General features: G+C 67.5%; 22 protein-coding genes. 19 read left to right on the top strand and 3 right to left on the bottom strand.

The features are described from left to right. Nucleotides 1-14: 14 nt before the first annotated feature. The 9 genes from ACWEO7_RS07265 (at nt 15) to narI (ending at nt 11,317) form a co-directional block, all read left to right on the top strand. Nucleotides 15-185, top strand: a complete 171-nt coding sequence (locus ACWEO7_RS07265; protein ID WP_452421531.1) for a hypothetical protein — start codon at nt 15-17, stop codon at nt 183-185. Nucleotides 186-355: 170 nt separating this feature from the next. Next, complete coding sequence (locus ACWEO7_RS07260; RefSeq protein ID WP_452421529.1) at nt 356-697, top strand: DUF1330 domain-containing protein; 342 nt, start codon at nt 356-358, stop codon at nt 695-697. A 76-nt stretch (nt 698-773) separates the two neighbouring features. Continuing rightward, nucleotides 774-2,420 carry an S-methyl-5-thioribose-1-phosphate isomerase gene (gene mtnA, locus ACWEO7_RS07255; RefSeq protein WP_452421527.1) on the top strand — a complete coding sequence of 549 codons (1,647 nt, stop codon included), beginning with the start codon at nt 774-776 and terminating at the stop codon, nt 2,418-2,420. After that, entirely contained in the window at nt 2,417-2,992 is a 576-nt protein-coding gene (locus ACWEO7_RS07250) for a 1,2-dihydroxy-3-keto-5-methylthiopentene dioxygenase (RefSeq protein ID WP_452421525.1), read from the top strand. The genes mtnA and ACWEO7_RS07250 overlap by 4 nt, the downstream gene beginning before the upstream one ends. Beyond that, a complete protein-coding gene (gene mtnC, locus ACWEO7_RS07245; RefSeq protein ID WP_452421523.1) occupies nt 2,989-3,681 on the top strand; it encodes an acireductone synthase in 693 nt (230 codons plus the stop codon). The genes ACWEO7_RS07250 and mtnC overlap by 4 nt, the downstream gene beginning before the upstream one ends. A gap of 688 nt (nt 3,682-4,369) precedes the next feature. Next, nucleotides 4,370-8,080 carry a nitrate reductase subunit alpha gene (locus ACWEO7_RS07240; RefSeq protein WP_452421521.1) on the top strand — a complete coding sequence of 1,237 codons (3,711 nt, stop codon included), beginning with the start codon at nt 4,370-4,372 and terminating at the stop codon, nt 8,078-8,080. Nucleotides 8,081-8,145: 65 nt separating this feature from the next. Further along, nucleotides 8,146-9,885 (top strand): nitrate reductase subunit beta, encoded by a 1,740-nt coding sequence (gene narH / locus ACWEO7_RS07235; protein ID WP_452421519.1) that lies wholly within the window; start codon nt 8,146-8,148, stop codon nt 9,883-9,885. Then, nucleotides 9,882-10,562 carry a nitrate reductase molybdenum cofactor assembly chaperone gene (narJ, locus tag ACWEO7_RS07230; protein ID WP_452421518.1) on the top strand — a complete coding sequence of 227 codons (681 nt, stop codon included), beginning with the start codon at nt 9,882-9,884 and terminating at the stop codon, nt 10,560-10,562. The genes narH and narJ overlap by 4 nt, the downstream gene beginning before the upstream one ends. Beyond that, nucleotides 10,559-11,317: a respiratory nitrate reductase subunit gamma gene (gene narI / locus ACWEO7_RS07225; RefSeq protein WP_452421516.1), complete on the top strand. Its 759-nt coding sequence runs from the start codon at nt 10,559-10,561 to the stop codon at nt 11,315-11,317. The genes narJ and narI overlap by 4 nt, the downstream gene beginning before the upstream one ends. Nucleotides 11,318-11,394: 77 nt before the next feature. Here the strand turns inward: narI and ACWEO7_RS07220 are convergent, their stop codons facing one another. Then, the gene (locus ACWEO7_RS07220; protein WP_452421514.1) at nt 11,395-11,850 is read right to left on the bottom strand and encodes a VOC family protein; all 456 of its coding nucleotides are present in this window, start codon (nt 11,848-11,850) and stop codon (nt 11,395-11,397) included. Between the two features lie 308 nt (nt 11,851-12,158). Here ACWEO7_RS07220 and ACWEO7_RS07215 point away from each other — a divergent pair, with 308 nt between their 5' ends. From ACWEO7_RS07215 to ACWEO7_RS07170, 10 genes are read left to right on the top strand one after another with little or no spacing between them, the layout of a single operon-like run. Then, nucleotides 12,159-12,902 carry a hypothetical protein gene (locus tag ACWEO7_RS07215; RefSeq protein WP_452421510.1) on the top strand — a complete coding sequence of 248 codons (744 nt, stop codon included), beginning with the start codon at nt 12,159-12,161 and terminating at the stop codon, nt 12,900-12,902. 6 nt (nt 12,903-12,908) lie between these two features. Then, nucleotides 12,909-14,111: an SRPBCC family protein gene (locus tag ACWEO7_RS07210; RefSeq protein ID WP_452421508.1), complete on the top strand. Its 1,203-nt coding sequence runs from the start codon at nt 12,909-12,911 to the stop codon at nt 14,109-14,111. Beyond that, on the top strand, nt 14,108-14,518 hold the full coding sequence (gene gvpJ / locus ACWEO7_RS07205; RefSeq protein ID WP_452421506.1) for a gas vesicle protein GvpJ: 411 nt from the start codon (nt 14,108-14,110) through the stop codon (nt 14,516-14,518). The genes ACWEO7_RS07210 and gvpJ (ACWEO7_RS07205) overlap by 4 nt, the downstream gene beginning before the upstream one ends. Next, complete coding sequence (locus ACWEO7_RS07200; protein WP_452421504.1) at nt 14,518-15,276, top strand: GvpL/GvpF family gas vesicle protein; 759 nt, start codon at nt 14,518-14,520, stop codon at nt 15,274-15,276. The genes gvpJ (ACWEO7_RS07205) and ACWEO7_RS07200 overlap by 1 nt, the downstream gene beginning before the upstream one ends. Before the next feature lie 3 nt (nt 15,277-15,279). Continuing rightward, a complete protein-coding gene (locus tag ACWEO7_RS07195; protein ID WP_452421502.1) occupies nt 15,280-15,513 on the top strand; it encodes a gas vesicle protein GvpG in 234 nt (77 codons plus the stop codon). 20 nt (nt 15,514-15,533) lie between these two features. Beyond that, nucleotides 15,534-15,854, top strand: a complete 321-nt coding sequence (gene gvpO / locus ACWEO7_RS07190) for a gas vesicle protein GvpO (protein WP_452421500.1) — start codon at nt 15,534-15,536, stop codon at nt 15,852-15,854. Further along, nucleotides 15,851-16,237, top strand: coding sequence for a gas vesicle protein GvpJ (gene gvpJ, locus ACWEO7_RS07185; RefSeq protein ID WP_412807314.1), 387 nt, complete (start codon nt 15,851-15,853; stop codon nt 16,235-16,237). The genes gvpO and gvpJ (ACWEO7_RS07185) overlap by 4 nt, the downstream gene beginning before the upstream one ends. Beyond that, complete coding sequence (locus ACWEO7_RS07180) at nt 16,234-17,019, top strand: GvpL/GvpF family gas vesicle protein (protein WP_452421498.1); 786 nt, start codon at nt 16,234-16,236, stop codon at nt 17,017-17,019. Before gvpJ (ACWEO7_RS07185) ends, ACWEO7_RS07180 begins: the two co-directional genes overlap by 4 nt. Beyond that, nucleotides 17,016-17,231, top strand: a complete 216-nt coding sequence (locus tag ACWEO7_RS07175; protein WP_452421496.1) for a gas vesicle protein — start codon at nt 17,016-17,018, stop codon at nt 17,229-17,231. The genes ACWEO7_RS07180 and ACWEO7_RS07175 overlap by 4 nt, the downstream gene beginning before the upstream one ends. After that, nucleotides 17,224-17,523 carry a gas vesicle protein K gene (locus ACWEO7_RS07170; RefSeq protein WP_355079762.1) on the top strand — a complete coding sequence of 100 codons (300 nt, stop codon included), beginning with the start codon at nt 17,224-17,226 and terminating at the stop codon, nt 17,521-17,523. The genes ACWEO7_RS07175 and ACWEO7_RS07170 overlap by 8 nt, the downstream gene beginning before the upstream one ends. Before the next feature lie 76 nt (nt 17,524-17,599). Here the strand turns inward: ACWEO7_RS07170 and ACWEO7_RS07165 are convergent, their stop codons facing one another. Both ACWEO7_RS07165 and ACWEO7_RS07160 read right to left on the bottom strand, forming a co-directional pair. Beyond that, on the bottom strand, nt 17,600-17,782 hold the full coding sequence (locus ACWEO7_RS07165) for a DUF397 domain-containing protein (protein ID WP_397276749.1): 183 nt from the start codon (nt 17,780-17,782) through the stop codon (nt 17,600-17,602). After that, on the bottom strand, nt 17,772-18,656 hold the full coding sequence (locus tag ACWEO7_RS07160; protein WP_397276747.1) for a helix-turn-helix domain-containing protein: 885 nt from the start codon (nt 18,654-18,656) through the stop codon (nt 17,772-17,774). The genes ACWEO7_RS07165 and ACWEO7_RS07160 overlap by 11 nt, the downstream gene beginning before the upstream one ends. Nucleotides 18,657-18,661 lie beyond the last annotated feature (5 nt).

Genomic DNA, 18,661 nt, shown 5'->3' with positions numbered 1-18,661 from the left:
AGGACCGAGTGGAGATGACTGAAAAGTCGAAGAAAACGCCTAGGAAAATGCCGAAGCAGATGCCGAGGCAGCAGCAGCAACAGCGCCAAGAGCAGGACGTCCGCGAGGGCGCTGACATGGAAGGCCGTCGGGGCAACCGGTCCGAGATGCCCGACCGGCGCGGCGAGCAGGAGCGCCGCCGCTAGCTGATCTGCGCCACCCGCGCCGCCGGCCCCACCTCCTCCCGGGACCGGCGGCCGCGGTCGTTTCGAGGCCCCCGTGCTTACCCCGGAGGTAATTGCCACCCCGCGCGAGGCGGACCTACCGTCGGTTCGACGCCATCTCCGGCGTCGTCGAACGAAGGAATCCACACGCCATGTCCGCCTATGGCTTCGCCCATCTCCGCAGTCGCAGGCCGCATCCCGACATCCTCGAATACCTGGAGCGCATCCAGGCCACCTTGGACCCGTTCGGCGGCCGCTTCGTCATCCACGGGTCCCCTGCCGAGGTCGTGGAAGGCGACTGGCCCGGCAGTATGGTGCTGATCGAGTTCCCCGGGATGGCCGAGGCGCGGGAGTGGTATCACTCGCCCGCTTATCAGGAGATCCTGCCGCTGCGCGCCGATCACATCGACGGCGACCTGCTGCTCATCGAGGGCGTCGGCCCCGACTACGACCCGCGCGAACGCGCCGCGAAATTGCGCGCCGAGGCGGCCTGACGCGATTTCGGCTCGCCGTCCGGCGTCCGATACCGTTGACCAGGCACGACCCGGTTCGACGCGAAGGATGCGCCTGATGGACGACAGCTCACTGGTCTGGGACGACGGCACGCTCGTCACCATCGACCAGCGCGGACTGCCGCACGAGGTGCGTGAGCTGCGGCTGAGCACCGTCGACCAGGTCATCGACGCGATCAAGACGCTGGCCATTCGCGGCGCGCCCGCCATCGGCATCGCGGGCGCGTTCGGCGTCGTCCTCGCCACCGCCGCGCACACCGTAGGCGGCGTGGTGGACGAGACCGCGGCGCAGGCCGAGGCGGACCGGCTCGCGGCGGCGCGACCGACGGCGGTCAACCTGGCCTGGGCGGTGCGGCGGGTCCGGGCGAAGGTGGGCCGGGGCGCCGACGCGGTCCTCGCCGAGACCCTCGACATGCTGGCCGAAGACGGCCGGGGCAACCGGGCCGCCGCCACCAACGCCGCCGACCTGGTGCAGCGCCTCTGTCCGGACCGGCCGCTGCGCGTGCTCACCCATTGCAACACCGGACGGCTCGCGACCAGCGCGTTCGGCACCGCCATCGGCACGCTGCGGGTGCTGTCCGAGCGCGGCGCTATCGAGCAGGTGCTGGTGGACGAGACCCGCCCGCTGCTGCAAGGCGCCCGCCTGACCACGTGGGAACTGGCCGAGGCGGGCATCCCGCACCGGCTGACCATCGACTCCGCCGCCGCCTGGGCGATGGCGACCGGCCAGGTCGACTGCGTGCTGGTCGGCGCCGACCGGGTCACCGCCAACGGCGACGTCGCCAACAAGATCGGCACCTACGGTCTCGCGCTCGCCGCCCGTCATCACGGCATCCCGTTCGTCGTGGTGGCCCCGGAGTCGACCCGCGACCTTGCGATGGCCACCGGCCGGGAGATCGTGGTGGAGGAACGCGCGGCGGCCGAGGTGACCGGATTCGGCGGTGTGGCAACGGCTCCCGCGCACACTCGGGTCTTCAACCCGGCCTTCGACGTCACGCCCGCCGATTTGGTGACCGCGGTGGTCACCGAAGAGGGTGTGGTGCACCGGTCCGATCGGTCGCCCGGCGCGGAAATCGCGGACCTCGCCCGCGAGCTGTACCGGCGCGGCTGGATGCCGGGTACGGCGGGCAATATCTCCGTGCGCACCGGCGCCACCGCCGTGGTCACCGGGAGCGGGCTGTCCAAAGGGGAGCTCACCGAGCGCGACATGGTCACCGTGCGCGTCGCGGACTCCGCGCCCGTGGCCGATCAGGGGCGCAAACCCTCCGCGGAGACGACGATCCACACCGCCGTCTACCGGACCCGTCCGGCGCAAGCGGTCGTGCACATCCATCCGCCGTTCGCCACAGCACTGGCCACCCGCTCGGCGACGCCGGGAACGCTCGGCACGCTGCGGATCACCGACTACGAGTTGATCAAGGGACTCGGTGGCGGCGATCCGGCCGTCGCGGACATCCCGGTCTTCCCGAACTGGCCCGAGGTGCCGCGCATCGGGGCCGATATCGAGCGCTATCTCCTCGACCACCCCGACGCGCTTCCGGTCCTGGTCATCGCCGGGCACGGGATCACCGCGTGGGGCGATGATCTCGCCCGGGCGCGTGATCGCGCCGAATGCCTGGAAGCATTGTGTGAGCTGGTGTGCCGCACCGGTAGTCCGGCGGCGTTCGGCCAGCGCGACGATTTTCTCGAGATTGGACTGACATGACCCTGCTGCAGGTGATGGCCGCCGGCGACGCGGCCGACGTGCGCGTACGCACCAGCGACGACGAGACGATCGGCACCGAGCTGGCGAAGCACGGCATCACGTTCGGCCGCTGGCCGGTGGTGGAGAACGCCGCGTCGGTGCCGTCGGAGGAGTTGCTCGCGCACTACGAGACGAACGTCGCCGAACTGAACGAGACCGGGCGCTACAAGCACATCGACATCGCCCGCATCCACCCCGACGACGCCGACCCGCAGTGGCCGGAGATCGCCAAGGGCGCCCGCGGGAAGTTCCTCGACGAGCACCGCCACGCCGAAGACGAGGTGCGCTTCTTCGCCGCCGGGCGCGGTTGCTTCTACCTGCACCTGGGCGAGGAGGTTCTCGCGGTGGTCTGCGAAGGCGGCGATCTGCTCTCGGTTCCGGCGGGCACGCTGCACTGGTTCGACATGGGCGAGCGGCCCGACTTCATCGCCATCCGCTTCTTCGAGGAGGAGGACGGCTGGGTCGGCGACTTCACCGGCGACAAGATCAGCGCGGGCTTCCCCACCCTCGACGAGCTGCTCACCGCGCCGTGATCGACGCCGTCGTCGTCGATATCGAGGGCACCACCAGCCCCACCGCCGCGGTCCGCGAAGACCTGTACGGCTACACCCGCGAGCGGCTTCCGGAGTGGCTGGCCGAGAACAGCTCCGCGGCCGCGGCGCCCGTGCTGGCCGCGACCAGGCAGCTGGCCGGGCGGCCGGACGCGGACCCGGCCGAAGTCGCCGCGATCCTGCGCGGGTGGCTCGACACCGACGTCAAGGCCGAGCCTTTGAAGACCGTGCAGGGCCTGATCTGCGCGGAGGGTTTCCGCAGCGGCGCACTGCACGGCGAGTTCTTCCCCGACGTGCCACCGGCCCTTGCCGCGTGGCACGCCGCGGGTCTCGCGCTGTACGTGTACTCCTCGGGATCGATTCGCAACCAGCAGGATTGGTTCGCCTTCGCCCGCGGAGGCAGCCTGTCCGGCCTGATCAGCGGGTACTTCGATCTGTCGACGGCGGGCGGAAAACGCGAGTCATCCTCCTACGACAAGATCGCGGGTGCGATCGGCACACCGGCCGAGCGGATCTTGTTCCTGTCCGATCACCCGGACGAGCTGGATGCCGCCCTCGCCGCCGGGTGGCGAGTCGTCGGGCTGGCCCGTCCCGGCGAGCCCAATCCACCACGACCGCCGCACCGCTGGGTCGACACGTTCGCCGACATCGACCCCGCCGACCAGGTCTGATTACGCAGATAACCTCCTCGGAACCGCGACCACTTTCGGCCGGATCGACCGAGCCGCGCGTCGGTCCGTATGCCGATGTCGATTCCGACCACCGTGGGCCGCGTTGCGAGAGGACGGCGTACCGCGAGTCGGCAGCCGTTCCACCACCGCACGGCCGATCCGTCGTCCACCGCCGGTTGTCACGAGCGACAGTGTCATCCGGCAGGTGGTAGCCGGACCGGCGACGCCACCCGGACCCGGTCGAAGCGACAGCGGATCGGGCGGAGCATGGAGCACAGTGCAATTGATCGGCAGCGGGCGAATTTTCAGCGAATTGTGATTGCGATTACCATATATTGCCACCGAGCCGCGAGCGAAAGTCGCCGGGGCACTTGAAAAATGCGCCACGGAAGACCGATCCAATGTGTTAACAAATGTAAAGCACTGGAGAACCCGCCGTTTCCAAAGCATCACCGCCATGCGTGCGGACGGCCTCCTCGGATCCGATTTTGTCCAGTTCAGAGCCGTTTGCCCCTGGTCGGCCCACCGGATGCCGCCCGATAGCACCGCGCTACCGTGACCGTGACGTTGCGCCGATCTCACAACTCACCACCCTCCCGAATGGGCTGTGAGAAAGAGGTTTGGTCAGCCGTGCGTGCCTCTTTACAGTCGGAACATCAACCCGACCGCACAGCTCGAAGGGGACGTCGTGGTTAATTCGCGTACCCAGGGTCATACACCCTCCGCCCCGGCCACCGACGCCGGGGACGCGCTCCTGCGGCTGGGGAAATATTTCCACCGGGGCGAGATATCGTCCGATCGGCGGACGCTGCACAAGGTCGGCGGTCGCAGCGCCGACGAGTTCTACCGAGATCGCTGGTCGCACGACAAGGTAGTGCGTTCCACGCACGGCGTGAACTGCACCGGGTCCTGTTCGTGGAAGATCTACGTCAAAGACGGTGTGATCACCTGGGAGTCGCAGCAGACCGACTACCCCTCCGTGGGCTCGGACAAGCCGGAGTACGAGCCGCGCGGCTGCCCGCGCGGCGCGTCGTTCTCCTGGTACACCTATTCGCCCGCCCGGGTGCGCTACCCGTACGTGCGGGGCACGTTGCTGGAGCTGTACCGGGAAGCCAAGTCCCGGCTCAAGGACCCGGTGCTGGCCTGGGGCGAGATCGTCGAAGACCCCGAGAAGGCGCGCAGCTACAAGGCCGCGCGGGGCAAGGGCGGGTTCGTCCGCGCCGAATGGTGGGAGGCAGCCGAGATCGCCGCTGCCGCACACGTTTACACGATCAAGCAGTACGGCCCGGACCGGGTGGCCGGGTTCTCGCCGATCCCCGCCATGTCGATGGTCAGCCATGCCGTCGGCGCCCGCTTCATCTCTCTGCTCGGCGGCTCCATGCTGTCGTTCTACGACTGGTATGCCGACTTGCCGGTGGCCTCGCCGCAGGTGTTCGGCGACCAGACCGACGTGCCGGAGTCCGCGGACTGGTTCGACGCGGGCTATCTGATCATGTGGGGCTCGAACGTGCCGGTCACCCGGACGCCGGACGCGCACTACATGACCGAGGCCCGCTACCGGGGCCAGAAGGTGGTCGTGGTCTCCCCCGACTACGCCGACAACACCAAATTCGCCGACGAGTGGGTGCCCGCGCGTCCCGGCACCGACGCCGCGCTGGCCATGGCGATGGGCCACGTGGTGCTCAAGGAGTTCTTCGTCGAGAAGTCGACGCCGCGATTCCTCGACTACATCAAGCGCTACACCGATCTGCCGTACCTGATCACGCTGGACGAGCGCGACGGGGCCTACCTGCCCGGCAAGTTCCTCACCGCCGCCGACCTGGGCCGCACCGGCGAGGGCGTGGAGTTCCAGACGGTGCTGCTGGACGCGCAGGCGCAGCCGGTGGTGCCGAACGGGTCGCTCGGTCACCGGTTCGGCGAAGCGGGAACCGGGCGCTGGAATCTCGAACTCGGGGACGTCGATCCCCTCCTGAGTCTGTACGGCCGCACCGACGATGCTGCGGCTGTACAGATTCCCCGCTTCGACAGCGACGTTCCCGGCGTGCTCGTGCGCGGCGTGCCGACCACCACCGTCGCGGGCAAGCGGGTCACCACGGTCTTCGATCTGCTGCTCGCCCAGTACGGCGTCGGCCGGGACGGACTGCCCGGCACGTGGCCCAGCGGCTACGACGACGCTACCGAGCCCTACACCCCGGCCTGGCAGGAAGCCATCACCGGCGTGCCCGCCGTGCAGGCCCAGCGCATCGCGCGGGAGTTCGCCGACAACGCCGACCGTTCCGGCGGCCGCTCGATGATCCTGATGGGCGCGGGCACCAACCACTGGTTCCACTCCGATCAGATCTACCGCGCGTTCTTCACCCTTACCCTCCTGACCGGCTGCCAGGGCGTGAACGGCGGCGGTTGGGCGCATTACGTCGGGCAGGAGAAGTGCCGCCCGGTCACCGGGTGGTCCACCTTGGCCTTCGGCCTGGACTGGCAGCGCCCGCCGCGGCAGATGCAGGGCACCGTGTTCTGGTACCTGACCAACGACCAGTGGCGCTACGACCCGTTCACCGCCGAGTCGTTCGCCTCTCCGCTCGGCACGGGCAAGTTCGCCGGGCGCACGGCCGCCGACAACATCGCGCTGGCCAGCCGACTGGGCTGGATGCCGAGCTACCCCACCTTCGACCGCAACCCGCTCGACCTGGTCGACGAGGCCGAGACCGCGGGCAAGACCGCGCCGGAGCACGTGGTGGACGGGTTGCAGTCCGGCGACCTGAAATTCGCCTGCGAGGACCCGGACGCGCCGGAGAACTTCCCACGCTGCCTGACCGTGTGGCGGGCGAACCTGCTCGGTTCCTCCGGCAAGGGCAACGAGTACTTCCAGCGCCACCTGCTCGGCGCCGACTCCAACCTACAGGGCGCCGAAGCCACCGGCGTGCGGCCGCAGGAGCTGAACTGGCGGGAGACCGCCGCCACCGGCAAGCTGGATCTGCTGCTGTCGCTGGACTTCCGGATGACCAGCACCACGCTGTTCTCCGACATCGTGCTGCCCGCCGCCACCTGGTACGAGAAGCACGACCTTTCCTCCACCGACATGCACCCGTTCGTGCATGCGTTCTCCCCGGCCATCTCGCCGCCCTGGGAGACCAAGACCGACTTCGACGCCTTCCACCGGATCGCGCGCGGCTTCTCCTGGATGGCCGAGAAGCACTTGGGCAAGCGCAAGGACATCGTCGCCGTTCCGTTGCAGCACGACTCGCCGGACGCGACGGCCCAGGCGGGCGGCCGCGTGCTTGACTGGAAAGCCGGTGAGTGCGAGCCGATTCCGGGCAAGACCATGCCGAAGCTGGTCGTGGTCGAACGCGATTACCCGAAGATCGCGGAGAAGATGGCCGCGCTCGGGCCGCTGGTCGACACGCTCGGCGTCACCACCAAAGGCGTCACCACCTATCCCGACCAGGAGGTCGAGTACCTAGCCGGGGTGAACGGCACGGTCGTGTCCGGTGTCGCGCAGGGCCGCCCGTCGCTGGCCAAGGACACGCACGCGGCCGAGGCGATCCTCGCGCTGTCGGGCACCACCAACGGCAGGCTCGCGGTGGAGGGCTTCCACGCGCTGGAACGCCGCACCGGAACGAAACTGGCCGACTTGGCCGCCGAGCACGAGGGCAAGCGGATCACCTTCGCCGACACCCAGGCGCGCCCGGTGCCGGTGATCACCTCGCCGGAGTGGTCGGGCAGCGAGACCGGCGGACGCCGGTACTCGCCGTTCACCATCAACACCGAGCGGCTCAAGCCCTGGCACACGCTCACCGGGCGGCAGCACTTCTACCTCGATCACGACTGGATGATCGAGCTCGGCGAGCAGCTGCCGATCTTCCGTCCGCCGCTGGACATGACCGCGCTGTTCCGCGAGCCCTCGATCGGCGAGGTCGGCGAGAGGGGCGTCACGGTGCGTTACCTGACGCCGCACTCGAAATGGTCGATTCACTCCGCCTACCAGGACAACCTGCACATGCTCACGCTCTCGCGCGGCGGTCAGACGATCTGGATGTCCGAGCGCGACGCGGCGAAGATCGGCGTGGCCGACAACGACTGGATCGAGGCGATCAACCGCAACGGCATCGTGGTGGCTCGCGCCATCGTCAGCCATCGGATGCCGGAGGGCACGGTGTTCATGTACCACGCCCAGGACCGCGCGGTGGACGTGCCGCGTATCGAGGGCCTCGGCGATGACACCAAGGGCCGGGGCAAGCGCGGCGGCATCCACAACGCGCTCACCCGCATCATGATCAAGCCCTCGCATCTCATCGGCGGCTACGCGCAGCAGTCCTTCGCGCTGAACTACCACGGCCCCACCGGAAATCAACGCGACGAGGTGACCACGATTCGCAGGCGCTCGCAGGAAGTGGAGTACTGACATGGGCGAGTGCGGCACGCGGGCACCATCCACCGACGCGAGAAAGCGGTACTGACATGCGCGTCATGGCACAGCTGGCCATGGTGATGAACCTGGACAAATGCATCGGTTGCCACACCTGCTCGGTCACCTGCAAGCAGGCGTGGACCAACCGCGGCGGCACCGAGTACGTCTGGTTCAACAACGTGGAAACCCGCCCCGGGCAGGGCTATCCGCGGCAGTACCAGGATCAGGAGAAGTGGAAGGGCGGGTGGACGCTGAACAAGCGCGGCAAGCTCACCCTGAAGTCCGGCTCCCGGCTGAAGCGGCTGCTGAACATCTTCGCCAACCCGGATCTGCCCACGGTCGAGGACTACTACGAGCCGTGGAGCTACGACTACGACAACCTGCTGTCCTCGCCGCCGGTCGACACCACCCCGGTCGCGCGGCCCAAATCGCTGATCACCGGCCAGGACACGCAGGTCACCTGGGGCGCCAACTGGGACGACGACCTCGGCTCCGGCCCCGAGCAGGTCGGCAAGGACCCGCTGCTGGCCAAGCTGTCGGAGCAGGTGAAACTGGAGTTCGAAGAGACCTTCATGTTCTACCTGCCCCGCATCTGCGAGCACTGCCTGAACCCCTCCTGCGCGGCGTCCTGCCCCTCCGGCGCGATCTACAAGCGCGCAGAGGACGGCATCGTGCTGGTGGATCAGGACAAGTGCCGCGGCTGGCGGCAGTGCGTGTCGGGCTGCCCGTACAAGAAGATCTACTTCAACCACAAGACGGGCAAGGCGGAGAAGTGCACCTTCTGCTACCCGCGCGTGGAGGTCGGCATCCCGACGGTGTGCTCGGAGACCTGCGTCGGGCGGCTGCGCTACATCGGCGTCATGCTCTACGACGCCGACGCGGTGCTCGAGGCCGCGTCGGTCACCGACGACAAGGATCTGTATCCGTCCCAGTTGGGGGTGTTCCTCAATCCCCATGACCCGCGGGTGATCGCGGAGGCGGAGCGGGCCGGGATCTCGCCGGAATGGATTCAGGCCGCCCAGGATTCGCCGGTCTACAAGCTGATCGTGGACTACCAGATCGCGCTGCCGCTGCATCCGGAGTACCGCACCATGCCGATGGTCTGGTACGTGCCGCCGCTGTCGCCCGTGGTCGACGTGCTCAGCGAGACCGGCCACGACGGCGAGAACGTGTCCAACCTGTTCGGCGCGATCGACGCGCTGCGCATTCCGGTGGAGTACCTGGCCGAGCTGTTCACCGCGGGCGAAGTGGGGCCGGTGCGCGCCGCCCTGCAACGCCTGGCGGCCATGCGTTCGTTCATGCGGTCGGTCAACCTCGGTGAGGAGCCCGATCCCTCGATCGCACCGTCGGTGCGACTGGAGCCCGAGGAGATCGAGGCGATGTACCGGCTGCTGGCCATCGCCAAGTACGAGCACCGCTACGTCATCCCGAGCGGCGCGGGAGCCCGTGCGCACGAACTGGATTCGCTCGCCACCGGGTGCAGCCTGGACACCGACGGCGGTCCTGGCATGACGGCGTTCGATCAGATGGTGGAGAAGTTCCACCTCACCGACGCCAACGATGCCGCGCCGGAGCAGAAGTCGTCCCGGATCAACCTGCTGAACTGGGACGGCAAGAGCACCGAGGGCCTGGTGCCGAGCAACGGCAACGGCAACGGCAACGGCAACGGCAACGGCAACGGCAACGGCAACGGCAACGGATCGAGTAACGGCCACGCCAACGGTGCGGGCAACGGGCACGTTCCGGACAGCGCCGTCTCGGGTGATCCGGCCTCCGCGCCGAGTGGAGCAGGGCGATGAGCCTGCTGAAGCTGCGCCGCCGCCCGGAAGCGGTGGTCGAACTCGCGCAGCGCGACCGTCAACTGGTATGGCGAATCGCCGCGCTGCTGCTGGACTACCCCACTGAGCAGACACTGGCCCTGGTCGACCAATTGACCAGCGCCGCAGCCGATTTACCCGACGAGGTGCGCGCACACCTGAGCGAATGCCTCGACTACCTGCGCACCACCCCGCCGCTGGAACTCGCGGCCGCCTACGTCGCGACCTTCGACATGCGCCGCCGCGCCAGCCTGCACCTGACCTTCTACGCCTACGGCGACACCCGCAAGCGCGGAATGGCGTTGCTGCGGTTCAAGCACGCCTACCGGCACGCCGGTGTCGAACTCGGCGACGAGGAACTGCCCGACCATCTGCCGGTGCTGCTGGAGTTCGCCGCCACCGTCGACCCGATCGGCGGCGAACGGCTGCTCGGCGAGCACGTTCCGGTACTCGAGCTGCTGCGACTTTCGCTGTCGGACAACAACTCCCCCTACGCGGGAGTACTCGCTGCGATCGGGGCGACGCTGCCGCCGCCCACCACCGCCGACCGCAGGCGCATCGCCGAACTCGCCGCCCAAGGCCCGCCCGAGGAGGAAGTCGGGCTGGAGCCCTTCGCGATGGACCCCTCCCTGTTCGACGGATCGGAAGGCCGACGATGAACGCATCCCCGCATCTGCCGGTCTCGCTGTGGTCGATCCTGCCGTACGTCGCGTTCACCTCCTTCGTGCTCGGGCACCTGTGGCGCTACCGCAACGACCAGTTCGGCTGGACCACCCGTTCCTCGCAGATCTACGAGAGCCGCCTGCTGCGGCTGGGCAGTCCGCTGTTCCACTTCGGCATGCTCGGGGTGTTCGGCGGGCACGTGCTCGGCGTGCTCATCCCGGAGTCGTTGACCTCGGCGGTCGGGATCTCCGAGCACGTCTATCACGTGGTCGCCGTCGCGGCGGGGTCGCTGGCCGGGCTGGCCGTGCTGACCGGTGTCGGCATCCTGCTCTACCGGCGATTCACCGTTCCCGCCGTCCGCAAGGCGACCACGGGCAACGACAAGCTGATGTACGGGCTGCTGACCGCCGCACTGGTCACCGGCCTGCTCAACACCTGGGGCAGCAATCTGCTGTGGGGCACTTACAACTATCGCGAGACAGTCTCGCCCTGGTTCCGCAGTCTGTTCACGCTCACCCCGCGACCCGAGCTCATGGTGGACACCCCGTGGACCTTCCAACTGCACGGGCTGGTCGTGCTCGCCCTGATCGGGCTGTGGCCCTACACCCGGCTCGTGCACATGTTCAGTGCGCCGGTCGGCTACCTGGTGCGGCCGTATGTGGTCTACCGCAGCAAGGAATACGACGCCCCTGACAAGCGCCGCTACGCCCGCGCGTGGGACGCGCCCGTGACCCCCGAACGCTGGCGCTGACGACGCCGTCGCGCGAGACCCCGCCCGGACAACGGCGTCCGGGCGGGGTCTTCGGCGTTCGCCGCGGGTCGGTCCGATCAGGCGTTGTCGTAGGCGTCCTGGAGAGCCGCGAGATCCAGCTTGGACATCGACCGCAAGGCGGTGCCGACGGCGATCGTCTTGGCCGGATCGTCACCGCTCATCAGCTTCGGCAGCGCCGAGGGCACCACCTGCCAGGACAGGCCGTAGCGGTCTTTCAGCCAGCCGCACGGGCCGGGTTCGCCGCCGTCGGCGGTCAGTGCCTCCCACAGCCGGTCGACCTCCTCTTGGGTGTCGACGACCACCTGCAGCGACGCGGCGTCCGTTTGCGGGTGGCCGGGCCCGCCGTTCATCAGCGTGACCGCCTGACCGTCCAGGTCCAGCGAGACGATGAACGCCGAGCCGTCGGAGTTGCGAGAGACCTCGACCACCCGCGAGTTGGGAATCACCGCGGCGTAGCGCGCGGCGGCTTCCTCGGCGGCGTTGTCGAACCAGAGGAACGTGTTGACGGACATGATGTGCTCCTGTGCTGTGGTGTGACCTGCTGTCACCTACCGGTCGGAGCCGCCCGCTCGCCTTCGACATAGTTCGCGAAGTTTCTCGAAATTTTTTTCGACCTCTACCGCCGAGTGATCGCTGAAACAGGTTCGCCAGCCAGCGAGTTCCCGGCTTTACGCAGGCAGAACCCATCGACCCATCAGGTAACCAGGCATACGCTGAAGTTTGGCCGCTGCCATGTGGTCTATCCCACTTCTGGGACGTCAAAGTCTCGGCGCCCCGGCTTCACGAAGCCGTGGCGGCGGAGATGAGCAAGGAGTGAGCAATGAAAGGTGGAGCAAGAATTGCGTTAGGGGTGGGCCTCGGGTACCTGCTCGGCCGCACGAAGAAAATGCGCTTCGCGATGACGCTGGCGGGAGCCGCGATGGCGAGGCGATCCGCGGGAACACCGGCCGAACTGCTCGAGCGCGGCACGGAGCTGCTCAAATCGACGCCGGAGCTGACCAAGATCACCGACACCGTGCGCGGCGAACTGCTCGGCGCGGTTCGCTCGGCCGCCGTCACCGCGGCGAGCAACCGCATGGACGCGCTCAGCAACCGGTTACAGCAGGGGACGACGCTCTTGGCGGGCGAAGAACAACGCGGCTCACAGGCGGCGGATGAGGAGGACGAAGAGCAAGAGCAACAGCCTGAGGACGAGTACGAGGACGAAGAACAAGAGGACGAGTACGAGGACCAGGAGCAAGAGCCCGAGGACGAGTACGAGGACGAAGAACAAGAGGACGAGTACGAGGACCAGGAGCAAGAGCCCGAGGACGAGTACGAAGAGGAAGAACAAGAGCCCGAGGACGAGGACGATTCCGAACGGGGCGAGGAAGAGGACGACACCGAGCGGCCTGCCGCGCGGACGCGCACTCGCCGGTCGAGCACCACCGCCAAGCGCGGAGCGAGCTCGCGGGCCGCCGACCGTTCGTCCGACTCCGTGGATCGTAAGCCGTCCGGGACTTCCGGCCGCGGCCGTACTCGCGCCGAGGCCGGCCAGGCCCCCGTGCGCCGCACGAGGAGGTGACCGGCGATGGCGAAGATTTTGCGTGACGCGACGGAAGGAGTCGGCAAGGTGGCCGCCGATACGGCGGGCCGGGCCGCCAAAGCCGCGACCGGGGCGGGATCATCCGCGCAGAAGGCGGGAGGCTCCGCCAAGAAGGCCGGATCTTCCGCCAAGAAGGCCGCGCCGCCGCCCACGCCGACCGGCATTTTGCAGCAGTCGCTGCAGAACCTCACCGGAGCGCTGACCGAACGCGCGGTGACCGGGCTCACGAACCAGGTGTCGAAGACCGCGGGCCGGTTGAACGAGTACGCCGAGGGCGGCGGCGGGGGGAACCTGCTGGCGGCGCTGACCGGCGTGCAGAAGCTCGCCGGTGGCTCTTCGCCGTTGAGCACGGCCATGAGCATGGGCAAAACCAAGCTCGGTCACTCACTACGGGAGCAGTTCGAGAACGTGAAGGAATCGCTCACCGGCGGCAAGGGCAAGGGCGGCAGCAAGAAGCTCAAGCTGACGAACATCGTCGAGGACGTCGACGTCGGCGTTCCGATCGACCTGGCCTACGACCAGTGGACCCAGTTCGCGGATTTCCCGAAGTACACCAAGAAGGTCGAGCAAGTGGAACAGGTCTCCGACGAGAAGCTCAGCTGGACCGGCAAAGTGTTCTGGTCGCGGCGCACCTGGGAATCCACGATTATCGAGCAGGTGCCGTTCGAGCGGATCATCTGGCGTTCCAAGGGGCACAAGGGCTACATCGACGGCGCGGTCACCTTCCACAAGATAACGCCGCAGTACACCCGCATCCTCGTGGTGCTGGAGTACCACCCCCAGGGAGTCTTCGAGAAGACCGCCAACATCTGGCGCGCGACCGGCCGCCGATGCCGACTCGAGCTGAAGCACTTCCGGCGGCACGTAATGACCGAGGCCGTGTTGCACCCCGACGACATCGTCGGCTGGCACGGCGTAATCCATGACAGCAAGGTCGTCAAGGACGACGAGACCGCGCGCCGCGAGGAAGAGGAGAAGTCCGAAGAAGATCAGGGAGAAGAGGAAACGGAACGAGAGCCGGACGAGCAGGAGCCGGACGAGGAAGAACAAGAGACCGACGAACAAGAGACGGACGAGCAAGACGAGGACGAGCAAGACGAAGATCGGCGTCCTCGCCGTCGACCCGCCGCCCGCCGCCGCAGCGCGGCGCCTCGCCGGTCGCGTGAGAAGCGAGGAGCAAACGCATGACCATCGAACCCGCAGGAGGCGGCGGTGGTGGCGGAGCGGGCACGATGGCACGCCCGAATTCCTCCAGCCTGGCCGACGTGATCGACACGATCTTGGACAAAGGCCTGGTCATCGACGCGTTCGCGCGCGTGTCGCTGGTCGGCATCGAGCTGGTGACCATCGACGCCCGCGTCGTGGTCGCCAGTGTGGACACCTATCTGCGCTTCGCCGAAGCCGTCAACCGGCTGGAGATCTCCACCAGCGAACCGAAAGGGCTGACCGACATCGTCGGTGACGTCACTCAGGGTGCGGCGAAGCACAAGACGCAGGGCGCTCTGGAAGCCGCGGGCGAGAAGGTAATGGACTTTCTCGGCGACGTGCAGGACAAGCGCCAGACGGCGAGCAGGCCCAAACGTAAGGAGGGCTGATGGCTACCGCGACATCTGTCTACGTCTACGGCATCGTGCCCGCCGACGTGGAACCCGAGCCGCACGCCAGCGGTGTGGGCGACCCTCCGGGTGAGGTGTCGGTGATACGGCACGGCGAGATCGCCGCGCTGGTCAGCATGCTCGAGTCGGATCGGCCGCTGGGCACGCCCGACGACCTCACCGCCCACGCCGAACTGCTGGACGGATCGGCCGCCGTCGCTCCGGTGCTGCCGCTGCGCTTCGGCGCGGTAATGACCGACGCCGAGGCGGTGCAGAACGAACTACTCGGAGCGAACGAGGACGAATTCCGCTCCGCTCTGGAGGAACTCGAGGGCCGTGCGCAGTTCGTGGTCCGAGGCCGTTACGTCGAGAACACCATCCTCCGGGAGCTGCTCGACGAGAACGCCGATGCCGCCCGGCTGGCCGGGGAGATCCGCGACAAACCGGAGGACGCCACCCGTAACGAGCGAATCGCGCTCGGCGAGATGATCAATCAGGCCATCGAGTCCAAGCGGGCCGAGGACACTCGCAAGGTGGTCGCCGAGCTCGAGGAGTTCGAACCGCTCGTCAACCAGCGCGAACCCACGCATGAAGAGGATGCCGTCCACATCGCGGTGCTGGTCGAACTGGACCGGCAGAAGGACTTGGAGGACACGCTGCGCAGGCTCGGCCAGGACTGGGACGGCCGCGTGGAGTTGAACCTGCTCGGTCCGATGGCGGCCTACGACTTCGTCATGAAGCGCGCTCCCGAGGGGTAAGGCATGTTCGGTGTGATCACATCCATCCTGACGTTGCCCGTAGCCCCGGTTCGCGGCGTGATCTGGCTTGGCGAATTGATCCAGGATCAGGTCGAGCAGAAGATGCGGGATCCCACCGTCATGCGTCGGGAACTCGAGGAGATCGACGCGGCCGCGGCAGCCGGTCAGCTGTCCGAAGAGGAGCGCAAACAAGCGCAGCAGGCGGTCCTGGATCGCATGACCGCTCGCCGCGCGTGATCCGGAAGGAGTGACCGCGCGTGGCACGCAAGACCACTTCCGAGGACGTCGACTCGGCTTCCGACGAACCCCCTCCCAGCCCGGTGCAGGCCGCCGCGATGGCGGTGCAGCACCTGGTGGAACTGACGTCGAAAGAGGTGCAGGGGGTCACTTCGATGGAGCCGACGGAGGACGGCTGGCTGGTGGAGATCGAGGTGCTCGAGGACCGCCGCATCCCGTCCTCGGCGGACATCCTCGCGCTCTACGAGGTAGAGATCGATCTCGACGGGAACTTGCTGGCCTATCGCAGAACCAGACGCTACGCCCGCGGCAGCACCGACATCGGAAGGGATCGGTCATGACGGTGGTGCCCGGCGGATCGTCCGCACCGCAGCCGTACGGAGGCGGGCATTCGTCGACCAACCTCGCCGACATCCTCGAGCGAGTGCTCGACAAAGGCTTGGTCATCGCGGGCGACATCCAGGTGAACCTGCTCGATATCGAACTGCTCACGATCAAGCTGCGGTTGGTGATCGCGTCCTTGGAGACGGCCAAGTCGGTGGGCATCGATTGGTGGGAGACCGATCCCTGGCTCAACAGCAAGGCCCGCACGCTGGAGCGGCAGGATCACGATCTCGAACTCGAGAATCAGAAGCTGCGCGACCGGATCGCGGAACTGGAGGGCGCCAAGGAACAACCGCAACGCATCGAGCGTCGGCGCCAACCGAGGGAAGAGCGGTCGTGACGGAGGATCTCGGGGTCTGGCTGTACGCGGTGACGCCCGGCTGCGGCGGCGAGGAGCTGGGCGAGCTGACCGGAGTCGCGGGCGAACCGGTCCGCACGGTGGTCGTGGACGGGCTGACGGCGATCGTCGGCTCGGTGCCGCTCGAGGTGTTCGGAGAGCAGCCGCTGCGGGCGCATCTGGAGGACCTCGACTGGCTGGAAGGGACGGCCCGTGCGCACGACGCCGTCGTATCGACCCTGGTGCGACGAGGTCCGACCGTCCCGCTGCGGCTGGCCACCGTCTTCCTCGACGACGACCGCGTGCGCGACCTGCTGACCGAGCGGCGAGCGGACTTCGCCGCCGCGCTGGAGCTGGTGAGCGGCCGCACCGAGTGGGGCGTGAAGGCCTACGGCGACCGCGCCGCCCTGACCGCCGCCGTGGCCGAGTCCCGCACCGCGAGCGAAGGCAAGGGTGCGGGAGCCGCTTATCTGGCCCGGCGCCGGGCGCAACTGTCCGCGCAGGAAACCATCGAACGCGACGCGGCCCAGCGCGCCGAGGAGATCCACACCCGCCTGCTCCAGCACGCGGCGGCGGGGCGGCGTCAGGCGCTGACCGACCCGGCGCTGAGTGGCCGTCGTGATTGGTTGGTGCTCAACGGGACCTACCTCGTGGACGACGACCGCACCGACGACTTCGCCACCGTCGTCACGGTGCTCGGCGACGAATTCCCGGGCGTCCGACTCGAACTCACCGGCCCGTGGCCGCCGTATTCGTTCGCGGGCGTGGAACGAGAACCGGCATGAGCCGGGCCACACGGGAGGTCGCCGACGAGCGCCGGGTCTCGCTGGTCGATCTGCTGGATCGGGTGCTGGCCGGCGGCGTGGTGATCTCCGGCGACATCAAGCTCGCCATCGCGGACGTCGACCTGGTCCAGATCTCGCTGCGGGCGCTGATCTCCTCGATCAGCACCCTCTCCGGACCGCTGCACGCGCTGGAGGCACCGGGCGATGACTGAATTCGGCGGCATCCCACCGCGTATCGACACCGACCCGGAATCCGTCGAGCGCGGCCTGGTCAGCCTCGTCCTCACCTTGGTCGAGCTCCTCCGCCAACTCATGGAACGCCAAGCACTCCGCCGCGTAGACGCGGGCGACCTCACCGACACCCAGATAGAACGCATCGGCACCACCCTCATGCTCCTCGAACAACGCATGGAAGAACTCCGCGACCACTTCGGCCTCACCCCCGAAGACCTCAACATCGACCTGGGCCCCCTGGGCACCCTCCTCCCCCGCGACCCACCCTGAGCATCAAGATCAACGGCACATGATGGAGAGCTCTTCTCGGCAAACGTCACAGCCATGTGCCGTTGATCTTGAAGTGTCAGATGCCAGCGGTGAAGGCGTCCCAGGCGGCGGGTGTGAACACCAACGCTGGGCCGGTCGGGTTCTTGGAGTCTCGGACGCCGACCATGCCGCCTGCCAGGTGGGCGACCTCGACGCATTCCTTGCCCCCACCGCTGCGGCTGCTCTTGAACCACTTCGCCCCGGACAAGTCAGCGTTCACTGTCGTACTCCCTCGCCACCTGTCGTAGCAGGCTCTTACTCGTCGGCACATCCAGGGCGGACTGCTGGATGACGTTGTACGCCTGACGATACCTCCCGACATCTTTTGCACGTTCGAGGTACATGTCCCCCGCATAAGACTCCACGTAGACCACGCTGGGAGCAGCTTCGCGCCCTTTTGTGTCGAGACCGAAGTCCAGGATGACGAAAGGCCCGGGAGCGATACCGAGAGGGAAGCCCGATGAGAACGGTTGGATACGGATTGCCACGTTAGGCGGCATATTTGCGAGATGCCGTGCTTGACCTCCCATGACCTTGGGGCCGCCCACAACGTAACGAATGGCCGCCTCGTTCAGGATGACTGTGGCGCTGGCAGGTTGGGTCTTGCGGTGAATCAGGGCTTGCCGCTTGAGTCGCAACTGCGCTCGTCGTTCGAGATCTTCTACCGGCTCGTCCGGGAAGTACGCGCGATCGAGCACGCGCGCATAGTCCGGAGTCTGAAGAATGCCGGGCACGATGTCAGGCCTGTATAAGGCCAGTTGGTGCGCACTGGACTCGAGGCCGACATACAGATTGAAATTTCCTTCGATCAAGTCGTCGAACGCGTGCCACCACGACTTGGCCGTCGCCTGCTGCGCCAGCCCTTTGAGGGCAGCCGTCAGGTCCGGGGCAACATCGTAGATGCGGCATAGGGCCTCGACATCAAGTTCCCGAACCTTCGGCGACTGCCCCTTCTCAACACGCTGAAGCTTGCTTGTCGACCACTGCATCATCGGCCCGACCTGTTCGAGCGTCAGATTCGCCGCCTGCCGAGCCTCCCGCAAGTACCGGCCGAGCTGACGTCTGGGCAGTGTCGTCTCGATGTCGTCGGACACGCTTC

This window comes from Nocardia sp. NPDC004260 (assembly GCF_053603155.1).
The sequence above is the reverse complement of the archived record's forward strand: the minus strand, read 5'-3'. Positions and strand labels throughout refer to the sequence as shown.

Excerpts from the sequence above, each read along its gene's own strand:
- ACWEO7_RS07265 (WP_452421531.1), top strand. The coding sequence starts at position 15 with ATGACTGAAAAGTCGAAGAAAACGCCTAGGAAAATGCCGAAGCAGATG.
- ACWEO7_RS07260 (WP_452421529.1), top strand. The coding sequence starts at position 356 with ATGTCCGCCTATGGCTTCGCCCATCTCCGCAGTCGCAGGCCGCATCCC.
- mtnA (WP_452421527.1), top strand. The coding sequence starts at position 774 with ATGGACGACAGCTCACTGGTCTGGGACGACGGCACGCTCGTCACCATC.
- ACWEO7_RS07250 (WP_452421525.1), top strand. The coding sequence starts at position 2,417 with ATGACCCTGCTGCAGGTGATGGCCGCCGGCGACGCGGCCGACGTGCGC.
- narH (WP_452421519.1), top strand. The coding sequence starts at position 8,146 with ATGGCACAGCTGGCCATGGTGATGAACCTGGACAAATGCATCGGTTGC.
- narJ (WP_452421518.1), top strand. The coding sequence starts at position 9,882 with ATGAGCCTGCTGAAGCTGCGCCGCCGCCCGGAAGCGGTGGTCGAACTC.
- narI (WP_452421516.1), top strand. The coding sequence starts at position 10,559 with ATGAACGCATCCCCGCATCTGCCGGTCTCGCTGTGGTCGATCCTGCCG.
- ACWEO7_RS07220 (WP_452421514.1), bottom strand. The coding sequence starts at position 11,850 with ATGTCCGTCAACACGTTCCTCTGGTTCGACAACGCCGCCGAGGAAGCC.
- ACWEO7_RS07215 (WP_452421510.1), top strand. The coding sequence starts at position 12,159 with ATGAAAGGTGGAGCAAGAATTGCGTTAGGGGTGGGCCTCGGGTACCTG.
- ACWEO7_RS07210 (WP_452421508.1), top strand. The coding sequence starts at position 12,909 with ATGGCGAAGATTTTGCGTGACGCGACGGAAGGAGTCGGCAAGGTGGCC.
- gvpJ (WP_452421506.1), top strand. The coding sequence starts at position 14,108 with ATGACCATCGAACCCGCAGGAGGCGGCGGTGGTGGCGGAGCGGGCACG.
- ACWEO7_RS07200 (WP_452421504.1), top strand. The coding sequence starts at position 14,518 with ATGGCTACCGCGACATCTGTCTACGTCTACGGCATCGTGCCCGCCGAC.
- ACWEO7_RS07195 (WP_452421502.1), top strand. The coding sequence starts at position 15,280 with ATGTTCGGTGTGATCACATCCATCCTGACGTTGCCCGTAGCCCCGGTT.
- gvpJ (WP_412807314.1), top strand. The coding sequence starts at position 15,851 with ATGACGGTGGTGCCCGGCGGATCGTCCGCACCGCAGCCGTACGGAGGC.
- ACWEO7_RS07175 (WP_452421496.1), top strand. The coding sequence starts at position 17,016 with ATGAGCCGGGCCACACGGGAGGTCGCCGACGAGCGCCGGGTCTCGCTG.
- ACWEO7_RS07170 (WP_355079762.1), top strand. The coding sequence starts at position 17,224 with ATGACTGAATTCGGCGGCATCCCACCGCGTATCGACACCGACCCGGAA.